This is a genomic window from Streptomyces spinoverrucosus, from assembly GCF_015712165.1.
GTDB lineage: Bacteria > Actinomycetota > Actinomycetes > Streptomycetales > Streptomycetaceae > Streptomyces > Streptomyces spinoverrucosus_A.
In genome coordinates, this window is the sequence record NZ_JADPZX010000001.1 from 4,869,900 (window position 1) to 4,892,902 (window position 23,003).

General features: G+C 71.9%; 21 protein-coding genes. 12 read left to right on the plus strand and 9 right to left on the minus strand.

What is annotated here, in order from left to right:
• The first annotated feature begins 2 nt into the window (after window positions 1–2).
• Both I2W78_RS22140 and I2W78_RS22145 read left to right on the plus strand, forming a co-directional pair.
• Window positions 3–884 carry an acyl-CoA dehydrogenase family protein gene (locus tag I2W78_RS22140; RefSeq protein ID WP_196462010.1) on the plus strand — a complete coding sequence of 294 codons (882 nt, stop codon included), beginning with the start codon at window positions 3–5 and terminating at the stop codon, window positions 882–884.
• Window positions 885–1,339: 455 nt separating this feature from the next.
• Entirely contained in the window at window positions 1,340–1,849 is a 510-nt protein-coding gene (locus I2W78_RS22145) for an ATP-binding protein (protein ID WP_196464671.1), read from the plus strand.
• 367 nt (window positions 1,850–2,216) lie between these two features.
• On the opposite strand, the gene I2W78_RS22150 is transcribed toward I2W78_RS22145, so the two are convergent.
• Window positions 2,217–3,143, minus strand: a complete 927-nt coding sequence (locus I2W78_RS22150; RefSeq protein ID WP_196462011.1) for a cyclase family protein — start codon at window positions 3,141–3,143, stop codon at window positions 2,217–2,219.
• A gap of 84 nt (window positions 3,144–3,227) precedes the next feature.
• Between I2W78_RS22150 and I2W78_RS22155 the strand changes: the two genes are divergently transcribed.
• The 3 genes from I2W78_RS22155 to I2W78_RS22165 all read left to right on the plus strand — a co-directional run bounded on the left by I2W78_RS22155 (window position 3,228) and on the right by I2W78_RS22165 (window position 6,441).
• Window positions 3,228–4,100 (plus strand): SDR family NAD(P)-dependent oxidoreductase, encoded by an 873-nt coding sequence (locus tag I2W78_RS22155; protein WP_196462012.1) that lies wholly within the window; start codon window positions 3,228–3,230, stop codon window positions 4,098–4,100.
• Window positions 4,101–4,237: 137 nt separating this feature from the next.
• Window positions 4,238–5,392 carry an acyl-CoA dehydrogenase family protein gene (locus tag I2W78_RS22160; RefSeq protein ID WP_196462013.1) on the plus strand — a complete coding sequence of 385 codons (1,155 nt, stop codon included), beginning with the start codon at window positions 4,238–4,240 and terminating at the stop codon, window positions 5,390–5,392.
• The gene (locus tag I2W78_RS22165; RefSeq protein ID WP_196462014.1) at window positions 5,392–6,441 is read left to right on the plus strand and encodes a Zn-dependent alcohol dehydrogenase; all 1,050 of its coding nucleotides are present in this window, start codon (window positions 5,392–5,394) and stop codon (window positions 6,439–6,441) included. Before I2W78_RS22160 ends, I2W78_RS22165 begins: the two co-directional genes overlap by 1 nt.
• Here the strand turns inward: I2W78_RS22165 and I2W78_RS22170 are convergent.
• A complete protein-coding gene (locus I2W78_RS22170; protein WP_196462015.1) occupies window positions 6,431–7,462 on the minus strand; it encodes a GlxA family transcriptional regulator in 1,032 nt (343 codons plus the stop codon). The two genes, I2W78_RS22165 and I2W78_RS22170, sit on opposite strands and share 11 nt — an antisense overlap.
• Window positions 7,463–7,533: 71 nt before the next feature.
• On the opposite strand from I2W78_RS22170, the gene I2W78_RS22175 reads away from it, so the two are divergent.
• Both I2W78_RS22175 and I2W78_RS22180 read left to right on the plus strand, forming a co-directional pair.
• Window positions 7,534–8,838, plus strand: a complete 1,305-nt coding sequence (locus tag I2W78_RS22175) for an MFS transporter (RefSeq protein WP_196462016.1) — start codon at window positions 7,534–7,536, stop codon at window positions 8,836–8,838.
• A gap of 79 nt (window positions 8,839–8,917) precedes the next feature.
• Window positions 8,918–11,290, plus strand: coding sequence for a SpoIIE family protein phosphatase (locus I2W78_RS22180; RefSeq protein ID WP_196462017.1), 2,373 nt, complete (start codon window positions 8,918–8,920; stop codon window positions 11,288–11,290).
• A 12-nt stretch (window positions 11,291–11,302) separates the two neighbouring features.
• On the opposite strand, the gene I2W78_RS22185 is transcribed toward I2W78_RS22180, so the two are convergent.
• Window positions 11,303–11,893, minus strand: coding sequence for a flavin reductase family protein (locus tag I2W78_RS22185; RefSeq protein ID WP_196462018.1), 591 nt, complete (start codon window positions 11,891–11,893; stop codon window positions 11,303–11,305).
• Window positions 11,894–11,975: 82 nt separating this feature from the next.
• Between I2W78_RS22185 and I2W78_RS22190 the strand changes: the two genes are divergently transcribed.
• Window positions 11,976–12,932 carry a hypothetical protein gene (locus I2W78_RS22190; protein ID WP_230885546.1) on the plus strand — a complete coding sequence of 319 codons (957 nt, stop codon included), beginning with the start codon at window positions 11,976–11,978 and terminating at the stop codon, window positions 12,930–12,932.
• A 9-nt stretch (window positions 12,933–12,941) separates the two neighbouring features.
• Here the strand turns inward: I2W78_RS22190 and I2W78_RS22195 are convergent, their stop codons facing one another.
• From I2W78_RS22195 to I2W78_RS22210, 4 genes are all read right to left on the minus strand, one after another.
• Window positions 12,942–13,721: an enoyl-CoA hydratase/isomerase family protein gene (locus I2W78_RS22195; protein ID WP_307783733.1), complete on the minus strand. Its 780-nt coding sequence runs from the start codon at window positions 13,719–13,721 to the stop codon at window positions 12,942–12,944.
• A gap of 85 nt (window positions 13,722–13,806) precedes the next feature.
• Entirely contained in the window at window positions 13,807–16,035 is a 2,229-nt protein-coding gene (locus I2W78_RS22200; protein ID WP_196462020.1) for an acetate--CoA ligase family protein, read from the minus strand.
• 118 nt (window positions 16,036–16,153) lie between these two features.
• The gene (locus tag I2W78_RS22205; RefSeq protein WP_196462021.1) at window positions 16,154–17,422 is read right to left on the minus strand and encodes a flavin-containing monooxygenase; all 1,269 of its coding nucleotides are present in this window, start codon (window positions 17,420–17,422) and stop codon (window positions 16,154–16,156) included.
• A gap of 162 nt (window positions 17,423–17,584) precedes the next feature.
• Window positions 17,585–19,183: a subtype B tannase gene (locus tag I2W78_RS22210; protein WP_196462022.1), complete on the minus strand. Its 1,599-nt coding sequence runs from the start codon at window positions 19,181–19,183 to the stop codon at window positions 17,585–17,587.
• A 231-nt stretch (window positions 19,184–19,414) separates the two neighbouring features.
• On the opposite strand from I2W78_RS22210, the gene I2W78_RS22215 reads away from it, so the two are divergent.
• Genes I2W78_RS22215 through I2W78_RS22230 form a run of 4 tightly spaced genes read left to right on the plus strand, consistent with a single transcriptional unit; the run spans window position 19,415 to window position 21,816 of the window.
• Window positions 19,415–19,864, plus strand: a complete 450-nt coding sequence (locus tag I2W78_RS22215) for a DoxX family membrane protein (protein ID WP_196462023.1) — start codon at window positions 19,415–19,417, stop codon at window positions 19,862–19,864.
• Window positions 19,861–20,277: a Zn-ribbon domain-containing OB-fold protein gene (locus I2W78_RS22220; protein ID WP_196462024.1), complete on the plus strand. Its 417-nt coding sequence runs from the start codon at window positions 19,861–19,863 to the stop codon at window positions 20,275–20,277. Before I2W78_RS22215 ends, I2W78_RS22220 begins: the two co-directional genes overlap by 4 nt.
• Before the next feature lie 31 nt (window positions 20,278–20,308).
• Complete coding sequence (locus I2W78_RS22225; RefSeq protein ID WP_196462025.1) at window positions 20,309–20,923, plus strand: GNAT family N-acetyltransferase; 615 nt, start codon at window positions 20,309–20,311, stop codon at window positions 20,921–20,923.
• Complete coding sequence (locus tag I2W78_RS22230; protein WP_196462026.1) at window positions 20,920–21,816, plus strand: GNAT family N-acetyltransferase; 897 nt, start codon at window positions 20,920–20,922, stop codon at window positions 21,814–21,816. The genes I2W78_RS22225 and I2W78_RS22230 overlap by 4 nt, the downstream gene beginning before the upstream one ends.
• Window positions 21,817–21,826: 10 nt before the next feature.
• On the opposite strand, the gene I2W78_RS22235 is transcribed toward I2W78_RS22230, so the two are convergent.
• Both I2W78_RS22235 and I2W78_RS22240 read right to left on the minus strand, forming a co-directional pair.
• Complete coding sequence (locus tag I2W78_RS22235) at window positions 21,827–22,492, minus strand: pyridoxine/pyridoxamine 5'-phosphate oxidase (RefSeq protein ID WP_196462027.1); 666 nt, start codon at window positions 22,490–22,492, stop codon at window positions 21,827–21,829.
• Between the two features lie 25 nt (window positions 22,493–22,517).
• Window positions 22,518–22,943 carry a pyridoxamine 5'-phosphate oxidase family protein gene (locus I2W78_RS22240; protein ID WP_196462028.1) on the minus strand — a complete coding sequence of 142 codons (426 nt, stop codon included), beginning with the start codon at window positions 22,941–22,943 and terminating at the stop codon, window positions 22,518–22,520.
• Between the last annotated feature and the right edge of the window lie 60 nt (window positions 22,944–23,003).

Here is a 23,003-nt window from a genome sequence, read left to right on the forward strand (position 1 = left end):
CCGTGCGCTTCCAACTCACGGAGGACCAGCGGGCCTTGAGGGCCGCGACACGGCAACTGCTCGCCCGGCACTTCAACGGCGAGGCGCTCCGGGCCGCCGTCGAGGCGCCCGCGACGCTGGACCGGGCGCTGTGGCGGGAGCTGGGCGCGGCGGGGTTCTTCGCGCTGCGGCTGCCGGAGGCCGAGGGCGGGGTCGGACTCGGGCTGCCGGAGGCCGTGTTGGCGTTCGAGGAGGCCGGGCGGGCGTTGCTGCCGGGCCCGCTGGTGGCCACGCACCTCGCGGCGGGCGAGGTGCCCGGCGCGGCCGACGGGTCGGTCGTCGTGGCGGCCGTCGACGGAGGCGGGCCGGCGGAGTGGCTGACGCAGGCCGACGTCGTGCGCGGGGACGCCTCCGGCGCCGTACCGCTGCGGTCGGTGGACCCGCTGACGCCGCTGCACCGGGTGCCGGGGGCCCAGGGCGCGACGGATCCGGTGGCCGCGCTGCTCACGGCGGCGGAGCAGCTCGGCACGGCCGTGCGTGTGTGCGAGCTGGCGGCGCAACACGCCCGGACCCGTGAGCAGTTCGGGCGGCCGATCGGCGCCTTCCAGGCCGTACAACAGCTCTGCGCGCGCACGCTCGTGCGGGTGGAGGTGGCCCGCGCCGCCGTGTACGCGGCGGCCGTCACGGCGGACCCCGTGGACATCGCCGCGGCCCGGCTGCTCGCCGACGAGGCGGCCGTGCGCGGCGCCCGCGACTGCCTCCAGGTGCACGGTGGCATGGGCTTCACCTGGGAGGCAGAGGTGCATCTGCATCTGAAGCGGGCCTGGGTGCGGACCCACCGTGCGGGCGAGAACACGGAGAGTGAGGAAATGCTCGCGTGCGACCTGGTGGCCGGAGAGGCCTGACGGGGCGCCAGCCTGCGGCATCGGCGAACCCTGGGAAATGGATGTCGCGGAATGTGGCATACCGGAATTACGGAGCGTTGATATCGGCTTGTGTCCTAGGTGTGACTCGTCACGTCCTGGAGTCGAAGGTCCACTCCGGTACCTTGTGTGAGATGCGAGAGGTTCCGAGCGCGAGGCGAGCCGGTGACGGGCCTTGTTCCGCCGCCTGTTCGACTCCCCGCGACGGGCGTCGCACAGTATGCCGCACGGGTACTCCTTCGCGCTGGAATATGCCCGAAGCGCTTGTTGGGGTGACTGTACGTCAACCATGCTGTTGCGTAAGGGATTCACGTTCCGTGATCCCTGCTCTGGCCGTTGTTCTGGTCATGCAGAAAATGGCTACGATCGTGGCCCTCATGAGGCGTGAGCCTCTGTGTCCACCGGTTCGGATGGTGTGAGCGGTGCAGGTGCTTCAAGTGCAGCTGGAGATCCGGCCCGACCCCGCGGAAGTGGGGCGCGCCCGGCGGTGGGCCCGATCGCGGCTCGCCGGGTGCGGGATAGCGGCCGACGAACCGCTCGCCGAGACCCTGATCCTGCTCGTCTCAGAACTGGTCACCAACGCCGTCGTGCACACCGGCTGTCCCGCCGTGCTGCGACTGTCCCTGCCCCGGCCGGCGACCGACCCCGCCACCGTCCGCCTGGAGGTGGCCGACGGCAGCACCCGCGCCCCGGTGCCCCGCTGGGTGGACGGCGAGGAGACCGGCGGCCGCGGCCTGGCGCTCGTCGACGGCCTCGCCGACCGCTGGGGCTGGAGCCCCGAGGGCGTCGGCAAGCACATCTGGTGCGAACTCGACCGCTGCGCCGAACCGCGCGCCGCGGCGGTGGCGTGCGGCGGCGGCGCGGTGGCCGCCTGCGAGGGCCTGGAAGGGCTCGACGGCTACGAAGGTTACGAGGGCTACGAGGGGCTGGCGTACGAGGCCGTGTGAGGCGCCCGGTGTCGCGACCGGGGCACGGGTGGCAAGGGTCCGGGCTCACCAGGTCCGTTGTGGGGATGTGCGCCCGTGTGTGCTTCCGTGCGCGCCTTCGTCAAACGGGACGTAAGTGGCAAATTTCCGTACTGCTGTTGACGCGCCGTGTCCGGCTGATCACGCTGGGGAGAGCGATTCGTTGCGAGGGGACGGCGAGGGTTTCGGTGACGGGAGCCCTCGTCGAGTGCGGGTCGCGATTCGGCGTTTGGTTCCGCCATCAGGGGCATGGGGAGCCGGGGCGGGTACGCCGGAGCCGGATGGCGGCGTGTCGCGCCGTGCTCGGGGCGAGCGCGTATGCGCCGCCATCCGGATTCAAGCGGGGTTCTCACAGCACGGCTACCGGCGCCACCGGTGACCCCGTCGCGCCGACGAACGGCTCGGGCGTCGCCGACAGCAGGAACGCGTAGCGGCCCGTTTCTCCACAGGCTGTGGACAACTCTTCCAGATTCCAGTTCTGACCCTGCGGCATTCCCATCTCCACCAGATGCAGCGCATGCACGGGAAGCCACAAACCCTCTCTCTCCGGCGGAAACATCTCAAACGTCAGGGTGTCGTTCGCGACGGCCGCGACATCGCGCGCGTGGAACCATTCCGGCGTACGGATCGACAGCCCCGGCGAGGGAAACGCGTACCCGTGCCTGTCCCCGGCGAGATACGCCTGGACCTGCCCTGTCCGTACGAGCACGATGTCACCGGCACGCACGCGCGTGCCCGCGAGTTCCTCCGCCGCGTCCAGATCCTCGGGCGTGACCGCGTGGTCGCCGTCCAGCCGGTCAGTCCCCCGCGCGCGGGCGACGTCCAGCAGCACCCCGCGCGAGACGATGTGCCGCGCCTTGTCGATGCCGCTGAACTCGGCGCCACCGTGCGCGGTGACGGTGCCCGCCGGGCGGCCGTTGTAGAGCCGGCCCGAGTGCGAGACGTGGGTGAGCGCGTCCCAGTGCGTGGCCGCCTGCAGCCCCATGGTCACCGCGTCGTCGCTGCACGCGACCGTACCCGGCCCGAACAGCTCCTGGTTGATCTGCACCATGACGTGCAGGGGGTTGACCCGGCCGGGGATCATCCCGGTCTGCACGCCGTCCTGCCGCAGGGGGAGGGCGAGCGGGACGCGTCGTCCGGTGCGGACCTCGGCGGCGGCCTCGCGCACCACCTCGTCGGTGATCAGGTTGAGCGTCCCGATCTCGTCGTCGGCCCCCCAACGACCCCAGTTGTTCACGCGCCCCGCGATCTCGTGGAACTCGGCCGGCAGTGACATGGGCCCTCCCCGGGGCTTGTGTCCGGGCATCCGACGGGACATAGAATCTAACGGACCGTCAGAAACCGCGGGAAGGGGCCGGGCGTGGGGAACTTCTTGACCGGCAAGGTCGTCGTCGTGACAGGGGCGGGACGGGGCATCGGCCGGGCGGTGGCGCTCGCGGCGGCCGCCGAGGGAGCGCGGGTCGTCGTCAACGACTACGGGGTGGCCGTCGACGGCGCCTCACCGACCAGCGAGGTCGCCGAGGCGGTGGCCAAGGAGATCGAGGCGGCGGGCGGCGAGGCGGTCGCGGTGGCCGACGACATCTCCACGATGGCGGGCGGTCAGCGCGTGGTCGACGTGGCGCTGTCGGCGTTCGGGCGGCTCGACGGGGTGGTCTGCGTCGCCGGGATCCTGCGGGAGCGGATGCTGTTCAACATGACCGAGGAGGAGTGGGACCCGGTGGTCGCCACTCATCTCAAGGGCACGTTCACGGTGTTCCGGGCGGCGTCGGCGGTGATGCGTCAGCAGCGGGCCGGGACGCTGATCGGGTTCACCAGCGGCAACCATCAGGGGTCCGTGTCGCAGGCCAACTACAGCGCGGCGAAGGGTGGGGTCATTTCGTTGGTTCGCAGTGCCGCGCTGGGGCTGCACAAGTACGGCGTGACCGCCAACGCGGTGGCGCCGGTCGCTCGTACGCGGATGTCGGCGAAGGTGCCGACGGAGCTGGCGGAGATCGGGGAGCCGGAGGATGTGGCCGCGCTGGTGGTGTATCTGCTCTCCGAGCGGGCGCGGGAGGCCGGGATCACCGGGCAGGTGTACACCGTCGCGGGGCCGAAGATCGCGGTGTGGGCACAGCCGAGGGAGCTGCGCTCGGCTTATGCCGAGGGGGCTTGGACGCCGGGGCGGATCGCGGAGATCTTGCCGGGGGCGGTGGGGGTGGATCCGATGCCGTTGTTGGAGCGGCCGGACGCGTGAGGGGGTGGGGGGTTTCGCTGGTTTGGCGGGTGCGGGTTTCGTTGTGGCTGGTCGCGCCCACGCGGCGGAGCCGCATATCGGCACAGCCCCGCGCCCCTTAGGGCACTGTGCTTGACCGGGATTGTGAGGAGGGCCCCGTGGAGTTCGGGTTTACCGCTGAGGACGAGGTGTTTCGTGCGGAAGCGCGGGCGTGGCTCAGCGAGCACGCTGACGGCACTCAGGATCGCCGGTCATGGGAACGCACCCTGGGGAAAGCCGGCTGGATAGGGCTGGGTTGGCCCGAGTCCGGTTACGGGAACCGAACCGCCACTCTCACTCAACAGGTCGTCTGGGCCGAGGAGTACGCGCGGTCGGGCGCGCCGCCGCGCTCCGGGCACATCGGGGAGAATCTGCTGGCGCCCACCCTCATCGCGCACGGCACCGAGGAGCAGAAGGCCCGTTTCCTGCCGCCCATCGCCGCCGGGGACGAGTTGTGGTGTCAGGGGTACAGCGAACCTGGTGCGGGGTCGGATCTCGCGGGGGTGCGGACGAGAGCCGAGCTCGGCTCGGACGGAACGTACCGGGTCACCGGGCAGAAGATCTGGACCTCCCTCGCTCATGAGGCGGACTGGTGTTTCGTCCTTGCCCGTACGGACTCCAGGTCGACTCGGCAGCACGGGCTGACGTTCCTTCTCGTGCCCATGGACCAGCCGGGGCGCATCGAGGTGCGGCCCATCCGGCAGCTGACGGGTACCAGCGACTTCAACGAGGTGTTCTTCGACGGCGCACGCGCGCGCGTGGAGCATGTCGTGGGGCAAGAGGGCGGTGGCTGGCGGGTCGCGATGAGTCTGCTCGGGTTCGAGCGGGGGGTGTCCACGCTGGCCCAGCAGGTGGGTTTCGCCGCCGAGTTGGGGCGGGTGGTGCGGGCCGCGGTCGACTCGGGGGCGGTGGGCGATCCCGTCGTACGGGAGCGGCTGGTGCGGCAGTGGGCCGAGTTGCGGGTGATGCGGTGGAACGCGCTGCGGACGCTGGGCGGTTCGGCGGCCGAGGTGGGGGCGTCGAGTGTGGCGAAGCTGCTGTGGGGTGGCTGGCATCAGCGGCTCGGGGAGCTGGCGATGCGGGTGCGCGGTGCGGTGGCGGGGGTCGGGTCGCAGGGGTGGTCGGCGTCGGCGCCGTACGAACTGGACGACTTCCAGCGGCTGTTCCTCTTCAGCCGGGCCGACACGATCTACGGCGGTTCGGACCAGATCCAGCGCACGATCATCGCCGAGCGCGTGCTCGGTCTGCCGAGGGAACCCAAGGGAGCGTCGTGATGAGGGGTGTGGTCTTCGACGGGAAGCGGGTCGAGGTCGTGGACGACCTGGAGGTGCGGGATCCCGGGGCCGGTGAGGTGCGGGTGGCGCTGGCGGCGGCGGGGCTGTGCCACAGCGATCTGTCGGTGGTGGACGGGACCATACCTTTCCCAGTTCCTGTGGTGCTGGGACATGAGGGCGCGGGTGTGGTGGAGGCGGTGGGGGAGGGCGTCACGCATGTCGCGCCCGGCGACCATGTGTCCCTGTCCACGCTCGCCAACTGCGGCACCTGCGCCGAGTGCGACCGGGGGCGGCCGACGATGTGCCGGCGGGCGATCGGGCGGCCGGGGCGGCCCTTCACGCGGGACGGCCTGTCAGTGCACCAGTTCGCCTCGACGTCGGTCTTCGCGGAACGGACCGTGGTGAAGGCCGTGCAGGCGGTGCGTATCCCCACGGACATCCCGCTGACGTCCGCCGCGCTCATCGGGTGCGGGGTGCTGACCGGCGTGGGCGCGGTGCTGAACCGGGCGCGGGTGGACCGGGGTGACAGCGTCCTGGTGATCGGCACGGGCGGCATCGGGCTGAACGTCCTCCAGGGCGCGCGGCTCGCGGGCGCCCTGCGGATCGTGGCGGTGGACAGCAACCCGGCGAAGGAGGCGGTGGCCCGGCAGTTCGGGGCGACCGACTTCCTGACGTCGACGGACGGCGTGCGGGAGCTGCTGCCGACCGGTGTGGACCACGCCTTCGAGTGCGTCGGGCGGGTGGAGCTGATCCGGCAGGCGATCGACGCGCTGGACCGGCACGGCCAGGCGATCCTGCTCGGCGTCCCGCCGGCCACGGCCGAGGCGTCCTTCCGGGTGTCGTCGATGTACCTGGACAAGTCCGTCCTCGGCTGCCGCTACGGCTCCTCGCGCCCCCAGCGGGACATCGCCCTGTACGCCGAGCTGTACCGGCAGGGCCGCCTCCTCCTCGACGAACTGGTGAGCGCGACCTACCCGATCGAGGACTTCGACAAGGCGCGGGCGGACGCGGAGGCGGGGCGGGTGGCGCGGGCGGTGCTCACGTTCTGACGGGATGGACCACGTCCGTGTCCCCGGCCCGGAACGTCCGCCGGTACGCCGTCGGCGTCACCCCGAGCGCCGCCTGGAGGTGCTGGCGCATCGACTGGGCGGTGCCGAAGCCGGCGTCGTGGGCCACCTGGTCGACGGACAGGTCGGTGGACTCCAGCAGGTGGCGGGCCCGTTCGACGCGCTGCTGGGTGAGCCACTGACCGGGGCTGACGCCGACCTCCTCGCGGAACCGGCGCGTGAACGTGCGCACCGACATGGACTCCTGCGCGGCCATGTCCCGCAGCTGGATCGGCTCGTGCAGCCGGCCGAGCGCCCACGCGCGCGCGGTGGTCGTGGAGGCCTGCTGCGGATCGGGCACGGGCCGCTGGATGTACTGCGCCTGGCCGCCGTCGCGATGGGGCGGTACGACGGTACGCCGGGCCACGTCGTTGGCGACCGCCGTGCCGTGGTCGCGGCGCACGATGTGCAGGCACAGGTCGATGCCGGCCGCGACGCCCGCCGAGGTCAGGATGTCGCCGTCGTCGATGAACAGCACGTCCGGGTCGACCTTGATGCGCGGGAAGAGCCGCTGGAGGCGGTCGGCGTCGGACCAGTGCGTGGTCGCCGGGCGGCCGTCCAGGTGGCCGGCGGCGGCGAGGACGTACACGCCGGTGCAGATGGAGGCGAGGCGGGTGCCCGGCCGGATGTGGGCGAGCGCGGCGGCCAATTCGTCGGTCAGGACGCCCTCCTCGTGCACGGGGCCGAGTTCGTACGACGCCGGGATGATCACCGTGTCGGCGGTGGCGAGGGTTTCGGGGCCGTTTTCGACGTGGAGGGAGAAGTCGGCGTCGGTTTCGACGGGGCCCGGTGGCCGGACCGAGCAGGTGACGACCTCGTACAGGTGCCGCCCCAGGGCGTCCTTGGGGCGGCCGAAGATCCGGTGCGGGATGCCCAGCTCGAAGGGGAGCAGGCCGTCGAGCGCGAGGACGACGACACGGTGGGGGCGGAAGGGCGGCGTGGCCGTATCCGTGACTCGATCCATGGCCCGATCCTAACGAATGCTGTCCCTCGGGTCACTGGATGTGATCGTTTCCGGACAGCAGGCTCTATGACGTGACCCAGACAAGCGATGCCGCCGCAGTCGTCCAGGAGCCGGAGCCGCGTCGTCCGCGCATCCACCGTGCGTGGTTCGTCGCCGCCGTCACCTTCGTGACGATCATCGGCGCGGCCGCCTTCCGTTCCCTGCCGGGGCTGATGATCGACCCGCTGAACGAGGAGTTCGGCTGGTCGCGCGGCACGATCGGCGCGGCGGTCTCCATCAATCTCGCCCTGTACGGCCTGACCGCGCCCTTCGCCGCCGCGCTGATGGACCGCTTCGGCATCCGGCGGGTGGTCGCGGGCGCGCTGACGGTGATCGCGATCGGCTCGGGCGTGACGGTGTGGATGACCTCGCCCTGGCAACTGCTGCTGTGCTGGGGCCTGCTGGTCGGACTGGGCACCGGCTCGATGGCGCTGGCCTTCGCGGCGACCGTCACCAACCGCTGGTTCACCGAGCGGCGCGGCCTGGTGACCGGCATCCTCACCGCCGCCTCGGCGTCCGGGCAGCTGATCTTCCTGCCGGTGCTGTCCTGGATCGTGGCGAACCACAGCTGGCGCCCGGCCGCCGTCACGGTGGCCCTCGCGGCCTTCGCGGTGGTGCCGTTCGTGTGGCTGCTGCTGCGGGACCATCCGGCGGACGTGGGCCTGAAGCCGTACGGCGCGAAGGAGTTCGTTGCGAAGCCGGATCCCGTGCCGGGCGCGGCGCGGCGGGCGGTGACCGTGCTCCTGTCGGCCGTGCGGACGGGGCCGTTCTGGCTGCTGGCCGGGACGTTCGCGATCTGCGGCGCCTCCACGAACGGCCTGATCCAGACCCACTTCGTGCCCGCCGCCCACGACCACGGCATGCCGATCACGGCGGCGGCCTCGCTGCTCGCGGTCATCGGGGTGTTCGACGTCGTCGGCACGGTGGCCTCCGGCTGGTTCACCGACCGTTACGACGCGCGGCGGCTGCTGGCGGTGTACTACGCGCTGCGGGGCATCTCACTGCTGTTCCTGCCGATGCTGCTCGCGCCCGGCGTGCACCCCCCGATGATCTTCTTCATCGTCTTCTACGGCCTCGACTGGGTCGCCACCGTGCCGCCCACCATGGCGCTGTGCCGGGAGCAGTACGGGCAGGACAGCGCGATCGTGTTCGGCTGGGTGCTGGCGTCGCACCAGGTCGGGGCGGCGGCGGTGGCCTTCCTGGGCGGGGTCGCGCGCGATGCTTTCGGCTCGTACGACGTGGTCTGGTACGCCTCCGGGGCACTGTGCGCGGCGGCGGCGCTGATGGCGTTGGTGATCCGGCGGGGGGCGGGTACTCCGGGGGCTGTGCACGCCTGAGGCGGTCAGGGCGGTTGAGTCCGGTTGTCGTCCGTCGTGCGGCACGGGATGCTGAGGGTGCACGGAGGGAAGCGGTGTCATGGATCGTTTTCCGAATGCTGCCAACGTCGATTTCCACAGCCCTCTGGACCTCTCCAAGGCCGCCGCCGCAGTACTGGACGCCGACGGCCGTATTTCCGGGTGGGGACCCTCGGCCCAGCGACTCCTCGGACACCCACCCGAGGATGTGCTCGGCAAGTCGGCCGCCCGGCTGCTGGCGGCGACCCCCGGGCAGCGGCTGTCCGCCCTGTGCAAGGCGCACAAGCCCCGCAGCACCGTCCTGGACCTGTGCTGCCGGGACGGACGCGCACTGCGCGCGGCCGTGACCTTCAGCCCGCTCGTGAGCCAGGGCGTCGCCGCGACCGTCGTGGTCGCGGCCGACCTGGAGGTGCTGCGCGGCTGGGAAGCGCAGCTGGCGATGCTGCAGGGACTGGCGACCGAGTCCTCCGTGGGCCTGACGATCTTCGACACCGACAAGCGCGTCGTCTGGGGGAACGTCTCCACCGATCTGGAGCTCGCGGGGGTCGCCCAGTACATCGGCCGACCGGCCTCGGACCTCTTCCCCGAGGGCGAGTTCATCTCCCGCCACCACCCCCCGGACGAGGACCAGGTGATGGACCACGTGATGGCGACGGGGGAACCGATCACGGGCATGCACTACCGCGGGCGCGCCCCCGCCGACCCGGTGCGTGAGCACGTCTGGTCCTGCTCGTACCACCGGCTGGTGGACGCCCGGGGCGAACCGCTGGGGCTGTTCGAGGAGTCCCAGGACATCACCGACCGCTACCGCGCCCAGGAACGACTGTCGCTGCTGGTGCGGGCGGGAAAGCGCATCGGCGCCTCGCTGGACGTGCGTCGCACAGCGGCGGAGCTCGCCGACGTGGCGGTACCGCAGCTGGCCGACGAGGTGCAGGTGGACCTGCCGCCGGCGGTCATCGAGGGTCGGCAGCCGCCGACGGGCTCGGCGCCGGCGCACAATCTGCTGCGGATGCACGGCCGGACCCCGGAGGACTTCCGGACCAGTCCCGTCTCCTACCCACCCTCGTCACCGCAGGCTCTGAGTCTGGCCACCAGCCGTCCCGTCGTCGACGCCTCCCCGCCCGAGGCGCCGGGTGAGACGGGATCGGCCGCCCCGCACTCCTGCCTCTTCGTCCCGCTGCTCACCCGCGACGCGGTCCTGGGCCTCGCCACCTTCCGGCGCAGCAGCAACCCCGACCCCTTCGGGTCCGAGGAGCAGACGCTCGCCGTGGAACTGGCCGAGCGGGCCGCCGTAGGCATCGACAACGCCCGCCGTTACACCAGCCAGCATGCGGCGGCCCTGGTACTGCAGCGAAGCCTGCTGCCCCAGCACCTGCCCCAGCAGAACGCGGTCGACGTGGCGTACCGCTACCTGCCCGCCGACAGCCGGGTGGGCGTGGGCGGCGACTGGTTCGACCTGATCCCGCTGTCCGGTGCCAGAGTGGGCCTGACGGTCGGCGACGTGGTGGGCCACGGCGTGCACGCGGCCGCGACCATGGGCCGACTGCGCGCCACCGTACGGACCCTGGCCCTGCTGGATCTGGACCCGGCCGAGCTGCTCACCCGGCTGGACGGCCTGGTCGCGCAGGACTCCGAACCCCACGCGGATGACGGGATGGGTCGCGAGGGGCTCGGGGTGACCTGCCTGTACGCGATCTACGATCCTGTCGGCGGCCGCTGCGTCTGGGCGAGTGCGGGCCATCCCCCGCCGATCGTGGCCGATGCGAGCGGCTCGGTGGCCCTGTCCGCGCTGGCGCCGGGACCGCCCCTGGGGCTGGGCAGCCTGCCCTACGAGAACGTGGAGCTGAGCCTGTCCAACGGCAGCGTCGTGGCGTTCTTCACCGACGGCGTCGTGGAGGACCGGCGTACCGACATCGACACCGGGATCGACCGCCTCGCCCATGTGCTCACCTGGCAGCGGTGCCCACTGGAGGAACTGTGTGACCGGGCGCTGTCGACCCTGCCGCCCGGACCACAGGCGGACGACGCCACGCTGCTCCTCGTCCGCACCCGGCGGCTCGACGCCGACCATGTGGCGGACCTGGAGCTGCCGTCCGACCCGGCCATGGTGGCGCACGCCCGCAAAGTCACCGAGCGCCAACTGGACACCTGGGGCCTGTCCGAACTGTCGTCCACCGCCGCACTCGTGGTGAGTGAGCTGGTCACCAACAGCATCCGGTACGCCACCGGGCCGGTCATGCTGAGGCTGATCAGGGACCGCTCCCTGCTGTGCGAGGTGTCCGACCAAGTGCACACCGCACCTCACCTGCGGCGAGCGCGTCGGGACGACGAGGGAGGCCGCGGCCTGTTCCTGGTCGCCCAGGTGTCCCAGCGCTGGGGCACGCGGTACACCTCGTCCGGGAAGACCATCTGGGCCGAGCTGGCCATGCCCTAGCCGCGGAGGGCCTCAGAGGAATCGCCCCTTGTGGAACAGCAGAGGGGCCCCGTCCGCGCTGTCGCCCACGCCCAGCGTCGTCACCCGCCCCACCACGATGAGGTGATCCCCGCCCGTGTGCACCGCGTGGATCGTGCAGTCGATCCAGGCGAGCGTGCCCGCGAGGCGGGGCGAGCCGGAGACGGGCGCGGTGTCGTACGCGACCCCCGCGAACTTGTCCCCGCCGCTCACCGCGAAACCCCGGCACAGCCCGGCCTGCCCGGCGCTCAGGACGTTGACGCAGAACACCCCGGCGTGGGCGATGCGCGGCCAGGTCGTCGACGTACGGCCGACCATGAAGGCGACGAGGGGTGGGTCGAGGGAGAGGGAGGAGAAGGACTGGCAGGCGAAACCGGCCGGGCCGTCGGCGGCGGGGGCGGTGATGACCGTGACGCCGGTGGCGAAGGTCCCGAGGACGCGGCGGAACTCCTGCGGGTCCACCGGCGCCCGCTCGTCCTCCCGGACACACCGCAACTCCGGGCGCGGCAGCGCCTCGACCGGACCGTGGCTCCCGGTCGCCCTGAGGTAGCGGACGGCGGCTTCGGCTGTCCCTGCTTGTCCCATCACGCCCCCATTGAAACTGACGGATCGTCAGATAGGAAGGGGTGTGGCAGACCCCACGAGACCCCGGCGTACGCTCCGCCTCATGGGGTGGGGAGCGATCGGCCGCGCGCTGCGCCGTACCTGGCTGAGCTGGACGAAGGCGGACCGGACGGTGGCCGTGGCGGTGTGTGCGGCGCAGTTGCCGGGAGCCTGGCTGCTGTGGTGGCTCACCGACATCGGACAGGACTCGTACGGCGGCGGCTTCTCGCCCCTGGGCCTGGGCTGCATGTTCCTCGTCGCGCCGCTCGTGCTGCCGCTCCTCGGCCTGGTGCATACGGTCGTGCAGATCGCCCCGGCGGCTCTGCCGGCGCATCCGTCGGCCGAACGGTTCCGGGGGCCCGGCTGGGCCTGGCACCTGCTGTACGTCGCGCTGCTCGGTGCCGGTTGGGCGGTGCTGCCCGCGGTGCTGTGGGGCTGGTCGTTCACGGCGACGGCCGTGTGGTTCGCGGCGCTGGGTGCGCTCCCCGTGCTCGGCGTCGCGTACGCCCGCCGCCGCGCCCGCGTCACCGGCCGGAAGTGGGGGGTGCTGGGCCTGTGGGGGAGCGGCTGCCTCGGCTGTTTCGGGCTGTGCGTGCTGGCCGCCGGTGCCGCGGGCCTGGTCAAGGCCGTCGGACTCGTCGAGGAGTACGAGCCTCCGAAGCTGTCCGCCGGGCAGCTGACGGGGGTCTGGCGGGGCTGGGACGGGGCGGTGCTGCGGCTGGAAGCGGGCGGTCGGGCCGAGCTCGTCAACGTGCCCGCCGAACCCGAAGTCTTCGGCGGCGAGCGGGATTTCGTGATCTGCGACGGCACCGGCACGTGGTTCCTCGACACGGAGGGCCGCCACGACTTCGACAGCGTGGAGGGCCCCGAGCAGCGGGACGGTGTGGTCGTACGACTCGACGGCGAGCGGTGCGGGCAGCAGACGTACTGGACGATCAGCGGCACGGAGCGGGAGCCGGAGCTGTTCGTGGCGTTCGGTGACCTGGACGCGCCCGAGGTGTGGATCCTGACGCGGGACTGACGGCCGCCCTCACCGCCCCCGGTACTCAGGACTCCTGCGCTCCACGAAACTCGCCAGGCCCTCGCGGGCGTCCTCCGTCGTCATGTTGATCTCCTGGGCGGCGGCCTCGGCGGCGAAGGCGGCGGCGCGGTCGGTGTCGAGGGAGGCGTTGACGAGCTGCTTGGTGAGGGCGAGGGCGCGGGTGGGAGCGGCGGCGAGGCGTGTGGCCCACTCGGCGGCCGTCTTGTTCAACTCACCGTCCGGTACGACCCGGTTGACCAGGCCGAGGCGTTCGGCGTCGGCGGCGGAGAGGGCGTCGCCGAAGAACATCAGCTCCTTGGCGCGCTGCGGGCCGATCAGGCGCGGGAGAAGGTACGCGCCGCCGCCGTCCGGCACGAGGGCCCGGCGTACGAACACCTCGATGAACTTGGCCGATTCCGCGGCGAGTACGAGGTCGCAGGCGAACGCGAGGTGAGCGCCGAGGCCGGCCGCCGTGCCGTTCACGGCGGCGATGACGGGCTTCTCGCAGTCGAGGACGGCGGCGATCAGCCGCTGGGCGCCGATCCGGAGCGTACGCGCCACGTCACCGGCGATCCGCTCCCCGCCCACCGCCCCGCCCCGCAGGTCGGCGCCCGCACAGAAACCGCGCCCGGTACCGGTGAGGACGACGGCTCGTACGTCCGGGTCGGCGGAGGCATCGGCGAGCAGGGCGATCAGCTGGTCGCGCAGGTCGGGGGTGAGGGCGTTGAGGGCTTCGGGGCGGTTGAGGGCGATGCGTGAGACGTGATTGTCAGTGGTGTGCCGTATCACTGACTCAGCGGACTTTTCCGGCTCCACGGAATTCTCCGGCTCTTCTTGGTATGCCTAAGTACGGGGGGAATGGCGCATGTTCGACTCAGCTGCACACCGCCAACGCGTCCAGCGCCACCGCCCCCTGTCCCTGGGGCAGGATCATCAGTGGGTTGATGTCCAGTTCCGCGAGCTGGTCGCCGAGTTCCAGGGCCATGCGCTGGACGCGGAGGACGACCTCGACCAGGGCGTCCAGGTCGGACGGGGGGCGGCCGCGGACGCCGTCGAGAAGTGCGCGTCCGCGCAGGGCGGCGAGCGCGTCGCGGGCCTGCTCCTCGCCGAACGGCGGCACGCAGACGGCGGTGTCCCGCAGCACCTCGACGAGCACTCCGCCGAGCCCCACCGTCACGGTCGGGCCGAAGAGATCGTCGTGGGTGATGCCGACGACCATCTCGACGCCCTGCTCGACCATCTGGCAGACCAGGACGCCGTCCAGCGGGACGCCCTCGTAGCGGGCGATGTCGGTCAGTTCGCGGTAGGCGTCGCGGACCTGGGCGGCCGAGGTCAGGCCGATCTTCACCAGGCCCAGTTCGGTCTTGTGGGCGAGCTGGGCGCCGGACGCCTTCATCACCACCGGGTAGCCGACCAGCCCCGCCGCCCGCACGGCCGCCGCCGCGCTGGTCACCAGCTGTTCGCGCGGCACCCGGATGCCGTACGCCCGCAGCAGCTGCTTGGCCGCGTGCTCGCTCAGCTGCTGTCCTGGGCGCATCAGCTCGCGCGCCTTGCGGAAGGAGGGCGAGGGCGTGCGCGGGGCGTCGTCGAAGGGGGAGCGGTAGGAGCTGACGAAGCGGTGGTGGGAGAGGTAGGCGCGGACGGCGGTGAGGCAGTTGCCCACCGTGCGGAAGGTCGCCACGCGCGAGGAGCCGAGCAGCACCTCCCGGTACGCCGGCTCGGTGCCGACCGGCGAGCCCCACACCACGCACACCAGCTTGTCCGTCTGCTCCGCCGCGTCCACCAGGTCCCGCACGAGCCGGTCGCTGAGCGGCGGGAAGGGACCGGTGATCGGGCAGATCAGCACCCCGACCTCCGGGTCGGCGAGGATCGCGTCGATGATCTTCCGGCCCCGCCAGTCGCCCACCGGGTGACCGCCGTTGTCGACCGGGTTGGCCACGCTCAGATACGGCGGGATCCACTGGTGCAGCTCGGTCTGCCGGGCCTCGGACAGCACCGGCAGCCGCAGTCCCGCCGCGGTCGCCAGGTCGGCGACGTGCGCGCCCGTGCCGCCCGAGATCGAATAGACGACCACACCGTCGGCGCGCGGCGGCCGGGCGCGGGCCAACAGGGCGGCGGTGTCCTGGAGTTCGTCGAGCCCGTCGACCCGGATCACGCCGTACTGCCGCATCGCCGCGTCCACCACCGCGTCCGCTCCGGTCAGCTTGCCGGTGTGGGAGGCGGCCGTACGGGCGCCGGTCTCCGTGCGGCCCACCTTGACCGCGACCACCGGCACCTTGCGCCGGGCGGCCCGGTCGGCGGCGAGGAGGAAGGAGCGGCCGTCCTTCAGGCCCTCGACGTAGGCGGCGATGGCGCCGACCTCGGGGCGTTCGGCGAAGTAGGAGATGAAGTCGGCGCTCTCCAGGTCGGCCTCGTTGCCGGTGGGCGCCCAGTGCGAGAGGCGGATGCCGAGTTCCTGGAGGGCGAAGACGGGGCGGCCCTGGTGGCCGGACTGGGTGATGAGCGCGATCGCCGGTCCGTCCAGGTCGTCGCGGAAGCCCTCGAAGGCGTTCAGGTTGGTGTTCGGCCCCAGGAGGCGCAGGCCGGAGCGGCGGACGGCGGCGGCGAGTCGGGCCTGCGCGGCGGCGCCCTCCTCGCCGGTCTCCGCGAAACCGGAGGCGAACGCCACCGCGAACCTGACCTTGGCCTCGGCGAGTTCCTCGACGACGGGGAGGGGGTCGGCGACCAGCAGTACGGCGAGATCGACCTGTTCGGGCAGATCGGCGACGGAGGGGGCGCAGGGTAGGCCGAAGACGGACCGACGGGTGGGGTGCACCGGGTGCAGCCGCGCGCCGACCCGCTCGGCCCAGGTGATCAGCTGCCGCGTGATGCCGGTGTTCGGGCGTCCCTCGGCGTCCGAGGCGCCGATCACGGCGACGGACTCGGGTCGGAAGAAGCGGTCCAGGTCGGGGACGTCGGCGTACAGCGGGCGGCCGCTGACGTCGACGTCGTCCACGTCGGCCGCACGGCCGTGGACGGCGGGGCCGGGCCGCCCGTCGCCGCAGGCGATGACCCGGGCCCGGCGGGCGTCGGTGGTGAGGGTGCCGTGGGTTGATCCAAGCATCGGTCCGCCCGCTTCCGTGTGACGGCGTTATTAACTGACGCCCTGTCAGATTACTGAACTGACGCAGGGTCAGGAAATGGTCGTGCGGGCGGAATTGGTGCGGGCGCGGGGCTGTTGGTCAGCCTGGGAGGCGGGACACCCGGTCGGCGCTTCTTCGGGCGACGGCTCTGGCGATCTTCTCCGCGTCGATGGCGAGTTCGCGGAGCATGCCGCTGATGGGGTTGGTGAAGCCCGTGAAGTACAGGTCGGGGGCGTTTTTCGGGGTGCGGGCGCCGTGCGTGACGGGTTTGCCGCGGCTGTCGAGGACGTCGAGGTGGCCGAGGAGGGGATCGAGGGCGCGGACATAGCCGGTGGCCGCGATGACCGCGTCGGGGCCGATGCGGTCGCCGTCGGCCAGGACGACCTTGTCGCCGTCGAAGGCGTCCACCGCGGCCACGATCTCCACCTTGCCCTTGCGGACCGCGTCGATGAGGCCGACGTCCTGGACCGGGATCGAGCCCTCGGTGACCCTGCTGTACAGGCCGGTGTCGGGGCGGGGCAGGCCGTGCTCGGCGAGGTCGGGCACGCTGACCTTGGCCATCGGCCGGGCGAGCCGGTCGACCAGGCCGACCGGGAGACGGCGGACGAGGACGCCGGTGTACTGGGCGGCCCAGCCGGCGGTGGAGCGGCGGACGATGTGCGGCGCGGTGCGCACCGAGAGCCGTACGTGCGACGCCCCGCCCTCGACGAGGTCGACGGCGATCTCCGCGCCGGTGTTGCCGACGCCGACGACCAGGACGTCCCGGCCGGCGTAGGGGGCGGGGTTGCGGTAGGCGGAGGCGTGCAGGAGCTCGCCGGTGTAGGTGTCGCGGCCGGGCCAGTCCGGGATGCGCGGGGTGTGGTTGTAGCCGGTGGCGACGACGACCGCGCCGCCGGTCAGCCGACGGCCGCCGGTGGCGTGCAGCAGCCAGCCGGTCCCGTCGGGTGCGCGTTCGACGCGGGAGACCTCGACGCCGGTGACGATCTCCAGCTCGTGGTGCTCGGCGTACTTCTCCAGATACCGCACGACGTCGTCCCGGGACACCCACCGCCCGAACCGGCGCGGCATCGGCAGTCCGGGCAGGGCGGACAGGCGCCGGGTGGTGTGCAGATGCAGCCGGTCGTAGTGCCGTCGCCAGGAGGCACCTACGCTGTCGGACTTCTCCAGCACGACGGCCCGAATGCCGCGGGCCCGCAGGGCATGGGCGGCGGCGAGTCCACCGGGCCCGGCGCCGATGACGTAGACGGGCCGATCGGCGGGCGGCGCCTGCCGCGCGGTGCGGCTGCCCTTCTGCCGCGGGACCTGCACGGCTTGAGGCCGTGCGGCCTTCGGGTCCTCTTCGTTGGTGGGCGCTGTGGAGTCGGGCATGGTCCGGAGCGTAACCACATGCCGGGTTGATGGGTCTCGGTCAAGACCGGAATTGGTTGCGGATCGATCACGGGTGGGGGAGGAGTGGGTGGGGCTTGTGGCGTAGGGAGATCGGTTGTGTGCGATCGGCGGAGGTGAGGACTACTTCTTGGCGGACCTCCCCTAGTAACCCGTGTAACCCGTGTAGCCCGTCACCTTCGCGATCCAAGTGATGAAGTCGCCGGGATCGGTGTTCGCGCCGTGGCCCTCGTCCCAGTAGTAGAGGTGGTTCACCTCGTCGCCGAGGCCCGCCGCCGCGGCGGCGATGTTGGCGGAGACGGTGTGCGAGGTGTCGGTGTCCTTGGTGCCGAGCCGGATCCACCAGTGCTTGGCGCGCTGGGGATTGGCCTTCTCGACGAGGAAGTACATCGGGTTCATCAGCCGCAGCTTCTCGGGGATGTCGCTGTCGAGCCGCTTGCCGCTCAGTCCCGTGGTGTCGTTCCGCTGACCGTACGCCGTGAAGTGCCTGGCCTGCGTGGTACCGGTGCCGAACAGGTTGTTCTCGCCCGTCGACAGGTCGAAGGCGTCGAAGGAGGGCGCGTCCTTCTTGCGGGCGCCCACGTGGGTGAGGAAATCGTCCCAGGTGAAGATGGCCTTCTTGCCGTCCCAGGTGATGAAGGTGTTGGCGGCCAGGTAGGTCGCGCGCTCGGAGTCCGACAGGGCCTTGAGGTAGGTGGTGGCCGACGGCTGCATGTACTGCCTGACGAGGTACTCGTCGTAGTTGCGGGCGGTGAGGAGGCCGAAGCCGTTCAGGCCCCTCAGCTTCAGGGCGGCCTGGTACTCGGCGAACTGCGCCTTGAGTTCCTTCGACACCGTCTGGTCGACCTGGCTTCCGCCGCCCAGGGTGTTGGTGCCCCAGTTCCACTCGTAGGCGCCGTCGGCGTGCTCCAGGTCGGTGATCGGGCACCAGGCGCCGGTGGCGAAGATGGCGTCGGAGGCGTCGGCCGCGCCGAGTTCCTTGAGGTACTTGTCGTACAGCCTGCTGTCGCCGGACGCGCCGAGCAGCGACGACAGGGCGCCGCCGGCGCTGGTGCCGGAGGAGACGATGCGGTCGGTGTTGCCCGGGATGCGGCCCTTGTTGGCGCGGACGTAACGGACGGCGGCCTTCAGGTCGACGATCGCCGCGGGCGCGGTGCCGTAGTACTCGCCCTCGGCGTTCTTGAGCGTACGGCCGCGGGCACCCGGCTCGACGACGACGTACCCGGCGGCCAGCGCCAGCTTCGGCAGGCTGACCATCTCGCCGCGGGCGTTCACCATCGCGTTGCCGCCGGACTGCACCTCCCCGCCGGCGGACGCCGAGGCACTGGGAGAGGCGCTCGCGCCCCCGCCCGGCATCCCGGTCGTCCCGCCCCCGCCCACACCGGTGGCCTCCGCCACGGACGAGGGCATGTAGCCGCCGACCGAGTTGGCGAGGAGGACGGGCGCGTTCGACGCGTCCACGGCCGTACCGTCGATTTCGACCGGGACGCTGACGTTCAGGCACTGATAGGTCTCGTCGACCGGCTTGGCGACGTACGTGATCGCCTTCCAGAAGTGGTACGTCACCTCGTGGTCGGTGCCGTCGGCGTCGGTGATGGTGGTCGTCAGCTTCTTGTAGCCGTCGGGGTCGAAGACCAGGGAGCCCGAGGCCGACGAGGATGCCGTAGAGGTGTCGTCCGACGCCTGGGCGCTGAGGGCGATGCCCCCGACCGCCGCGACGCCCGCGGTGGCTCCGATCCCCATGACGACGCTCCTGCGCTTGACTGCCCGGTGCTTCACAGTTCGACTCCTTTGGATTGTGGGCTTGCGTCGGTGAACGTAGCGCCGGTGCGAACAAAATTGCCAACAATCCAGGCGCATTCATGGGGGATGCACAGCTTCACGGCGGGGGCACAGCTTCACGGCGGAGGCACAGCTTCACCCGCGCCCGCACAGGTATTCCTCGCCCGCCCAATCTGACGTACCGTCAGATTCATGGACACGATCTGGCTCACCGGTGCCGAATGGCTGGCCGTGCTGCGGATCGGGCTCGGGCTGTGGTGGTTGGAGAGCTGGCGGCACAAGGACAAGAAGACGTGGTTCGAGGGCTCCGGCATCGCCTGGGCCGCCGACGTGGCCGCCAAACACCGCTGGAACACGGTGCGTTCCGGCTTCCGGGCGGTGGTCGCACCCCGGCCGCGCGTGATGGCGTATGTCGTCGCGTACGCCGAACTCGCCCTGGGTCTGGGGCTGATCGCCGGTTTCCTGACCCCGATCGCCCTCGTCGGCGGGCTGCTCCTGAACGCCGTCTACTTCGTCCTCATGATCCACGACTGGGCCGAGCAGGGGCAGAACCTGATGATGGCGCTGATCTCCGCGGTCGCGCTCTTCGGGATGTCCTGGCAGGCGTGGTCACTGGACGGGGCACTGGGGTGGTTCCTGTGAGTGCGCGGTACGACGTACCGGAGACGGACGCCTTCACGCGGACGTACTGGGACGCGGCCGCGCGCGGTCGGCTGCTGGTGCGGCGGTGCGGGGCGTGCGGCCGGGCGCATCACTACCCCCGCGAGTTCTGCCCGCACTGCTGGAGCGAGGACGTGACCTGGGAGGAGGCGAGCGGCCGCGCCACCCTCTACACCTGGTCCGTGGTCCACCGGAACGACCTCCCGCCCTTCGGCGAACGCACCCCGTACGTCGCCGCGGTCGTCGACCTCGCGGAGGGCCCGCGGATGATGACGGAGATCATCGGACACGAGGGCGAGGGCGAGGGCGGGGGCGAGCTGCGGGCCGGGGCCCCACTGGCGGTCGACTTCCGGGAGGGCGTCCCGGTGTTCCGGGTCGAGCCGAATTCGGGGTGAAACCCGGCGGCCGACAGGTTTGAATGGGGTGATGGCCCTGATGAACTCCCGGTCCCTCGCCCACCCCCATCCCGAGCTGTACGGCAACGGGCTGCGCCTGCGCCCCTGGGATCCGGCCTCCGACGCGGACGTCGCGACCTGGCTGCGCGGCCTGTCCGACCCGGAGTTCCGGCGCTGGAACACACCCCTGTCCCCGGTCACGGACCTCGCCTCCGCCCGCGCCTCCCTGCGCGCCAAGGCCGACAGGGCGGTGGACGGCACGGGCGCGTCCTTCCGGATAACCGACGCGGAGACGGGTACGACCCTCGGCCACGTCGGCATCAACGAGATCGACCAGGTCTTGAGCATCGCCCGGGTCGGCTACTGGATCCTCCCCGAGGCCCGCGGCCACCGCGCCGCCACCCGCGCCCTGGCCCTCGCCGCCCGCTGGGCCCTCACCGACCTGGGCCTGCACCGCCTGGAACTCGGGCACGCCGTGGGCCACGACGCCTCCTGCCGCGTAGCCGACCGCTGCGGCTTCCCGTACGAGGGGACCCTGCGCGGCGCGATGTGGGAGGCGGACCGCCGCGACGCCTTCCGGGACGTCCACCTGCACGCCCGCCTGGCGACCGACCCGGAGGCCGGTGCGGTGGTGGTCGAGCCATGAGGCCCGCATCCGGCGACGACGGGGCCGCGCCCGGCGCCGCCACCTGGATCCTCACCGAGGACCTCGACGCCTTCCTCACCCACGCCGGCCCCTTCCTGCGCTCCCGCCCCGCCCGGCACACCGTCCCCCTCAGCGTGACCGACGAGCTGCGCAGGCGTGGACTCCACATGTACGGGGACAAGGCCCCGGTGTTCGGCTTCCTGGAGCGTGCCGGAGCCGTCCGAGCGGTCTGCTTCCGTACGCCCCCGCACGGCCTGTACCTCACCGCCCTCGCCCCCGACGAGGCCGACGCCCTCGCCGCCCACCTGACGGCCCGGTCGGAGCGGCTTCCCGGCGTCGCCGGTGACCGCGACACCGCCGCCGCCTTCGCCGAGGCCTGGCGCCGGCACACGGGCGCCGCCTCGGCACTCCTCCAACGCCAGCTGCTCTACCGGCTCGGCACGCTGACGGTCCCGGAGCCCGCCCCGCCCGGCCGGGCGAGGGTGGCAGACGAGCGGGACCGGGAACAACTCGCCCGCTGGTACGTCGAGTTCACCGAGGACGTGGGCGGGACCCCGGCCCGGGACCCGGCCGCGTGGGCCGACGCCCGCGTCGCCCACGGCGGCGTCACCCTCTGGGAGAGGCCCGACGGCACCCCCGTCGCCATGGCCTGCGTGACGCCCGAGATCGCCGGTCAGGTACGGGTGGCGCACGTCTACACCCCGGCTCCCTTCCGGCGACGCGGCTACGCCGGTGCCGTGACGGCCGAGGTGAGCCGCACCGCGGTGGCGGCGGGCGCCGAGGAGGTACTGCTCTTCACCGACCTGGGCAATCCCACCAGCAACGGGCTGTACCGGCGGATCGGGTACGAGCCGGTGGCGGAGTTCGCGGCGTACGCCTTCGAAGGCAGGTAGGGCGGGGGGATCAGGGCCAGAGCAACTGCCTGGCCCACCCCTCACCACTGCTGACGTAGCGGAGCCGCACATGCCGCCGCCGCTCGTCACCCTGGAAGAACTCCACCTCGTCCGGGCGCAGCCGGTACAGCGTCCAGGTCGGGGACGGGGCCTGAGGGTCCTCCTGGGCGCGGGCCCAAGACGCCTCCGACGCCCGCGCGAGGTCCTCCAGGGAGTCCAGCGGCTCGCTCTGCCGTCCGGTCAGCGCGGCGGCCAGCGCGCCGGTCGAGCGGGCGTGCAGGTCGGCCAGGCTCTCGGCGGGCGGGGCGGTCGTGACCGGGCCGCGGACGCGGATCTGGCGGCCCTGGACGTGCCAGTAGAAGCCCAGTGCGGCGTACGGCCGCGTGGCGAGCTGTCGGCCCTTGCGGCTGGTCGCGTGCGTGGCGAAGGACCAGCAGTCCGCCTCCGCGCCGTGCAGCATCACCGTCCGTACGTCGGGCAGGCCCATCTCGTCCGACGTGGCCAGGGACATCGTGTGCGGCTCCGGTTGCCCCGCCGCCACCGCCTCCGCGAACCAGGTGGCGAACAGCGGCAGCGGGGCCGCGGGCGCGGCGGCCGGGTCGAAGGCGGGGAGGTCGGTGACCTGCGGGTCCCACACCCGCAGCGACTTCAGCAGCTCGTGAAGATCCGGTTCCATGCCCTCGAGTATCGGCCCCGGCGGGCTACACCGACCCGAGGTCCGACGACACCCACCGCTCCGGCCGCATCCGGATGACGACCATCTCGCCGTGGTTCTTCAGTGAGAAGTCGACGTACTCGTCGACCTTCTCGGCCGGGAGATAACGCGTCGAGATCTCGCGCAGCTTCTCCTCGGTGGCGGGGACGGTGTCCACGACCGGCCCCTCGACCGACACGTAGCGGACGGTGGGCTCCACCCGGTCGACCATCAGCGTGAAGCGTCCGGCCGCGCTGATCAGCTGGTGCTTGCGGGAGTCCTGGCCCGTCAGGATCCACGCGTCGCCGCCGGGCTCGTACTGGTACCAGATCGGCACGCTGAGCGGTGCCCGGCCCTCCTCCGCGGCCACCGCCAGGGCGGCGATGTGCGGCTCGGCCAGGAACTGCTCGCGCTCTTCGCGGGTCAGTGCCATACGGATCGCCTCCAGCGGCGTCGTCGTCGAACAGCCTGTGACCACCAGAACACCACGGGA

Excerpts from the sequence above, each read along its gene's own strand:
- I2W78_RS22150 (WP_196462011.1), bottom strand. The coding sequence starts at position 3,143 with ATGTCACTGCCGGCCGAGTTCCACGAGATCGCGGGGCGCGTGAACAAC.
- I2W78_RS22165 (WP_196462014.1), top strand. The coding sequence starts at position 5,392 with ATGAGGGGTGTGGTCTTCGACGGGAAGCGGGTCGAGGTCGTGGACGAC.
- I2W78_RS22170 (WP_196462015.1), bottom strand. The coding sequence starts at position 7,462 with ATGGATCGAGTCACGGATACGGCCACGCCGCCCTTCCGCCCCCACCGT.
- I2W78_RS22180 (WP_196462017.1), top strand. The coding sequence starts at position 8,918 with ATGGATCGTTTTCCGAATGCTGCCAACGTCGATTTCCACAGCCCTCTG.
- I2W78_RS22185 (WP_196462018.1), bottom strand. The coding sequence starts at position 11,893 with ATGGGACAAGCAGGGACAGCCGAAGCCGCCGTCCGCTACCTCAGGGCG.
- I2W78_RS22190 (WP_230885546.1), top strand. The coding sequence starts at position 11,976 with ATGGGGTGGGGAGCGATCGGCCGCGCGCTGCGCCGTACCTGGCTGAGC.
- I2W78_RS22200 (WP_196462020.1), bottom strand. The coding sequence starts at position 16,035 with ATGCTTGGATCAACCCACGGCACCCTCACCACCGACGCCCGCCGGGCC.
- I2W78_RS22205 (WP_196462021.1), bottom strand. The coding sequence starts at position 17,422 with ATGCCCGACTCCACAGCGCCCACCAACGAAGAGGACCCGAAGGCCGCA.
- I2W78_RS22210 (WP_196462022.1), bottom strand. The coding sequence starts at position 19,183 with ATGGGGATCGGAGCCACCGCGGGCGTCGCGGCGGTCGGGGGCATCGCC.
- I2W78_RS22215 (WP_196462023.1), top strand. The coding sequence starts at position 19,415 with ATGGACACGATCTGGCTCACCGGTGCCGAATGGCTGGCCGTGCTGCGG.
- I2W78_RS22225 (WP_196462025.1), top strand. The coding sequence starts at position 20,309 with ATGGCCCTGATGAACTCCCGGTCCCTCGCCCACCCCCATCCCGAGCTG.
- I2W78_RS22230 (WP_196462026.1), top strand. The coding sequence starts at position 20,920 with ATGAGGCCCGCATCCGGCGACGACGGGGCCGCGCCCGGCGCCGCCACC.
- I2W78_RS22235 (WP_196462027.1), bottom strand. The coding sequence starts at position 22,492 with ATGGAACCGGATCTTCACGAGCTGCTGAAGTCGCTGCGGGTGTGGGAC.
- I2W78_RS22240 (WP_196462028.1), bottom strand. The coding sequence starts at position 22,943 with ATGGCACTGACCCGCGAAGAGCGCGAGCAGTTCCTGGCCGAGCCGCAC.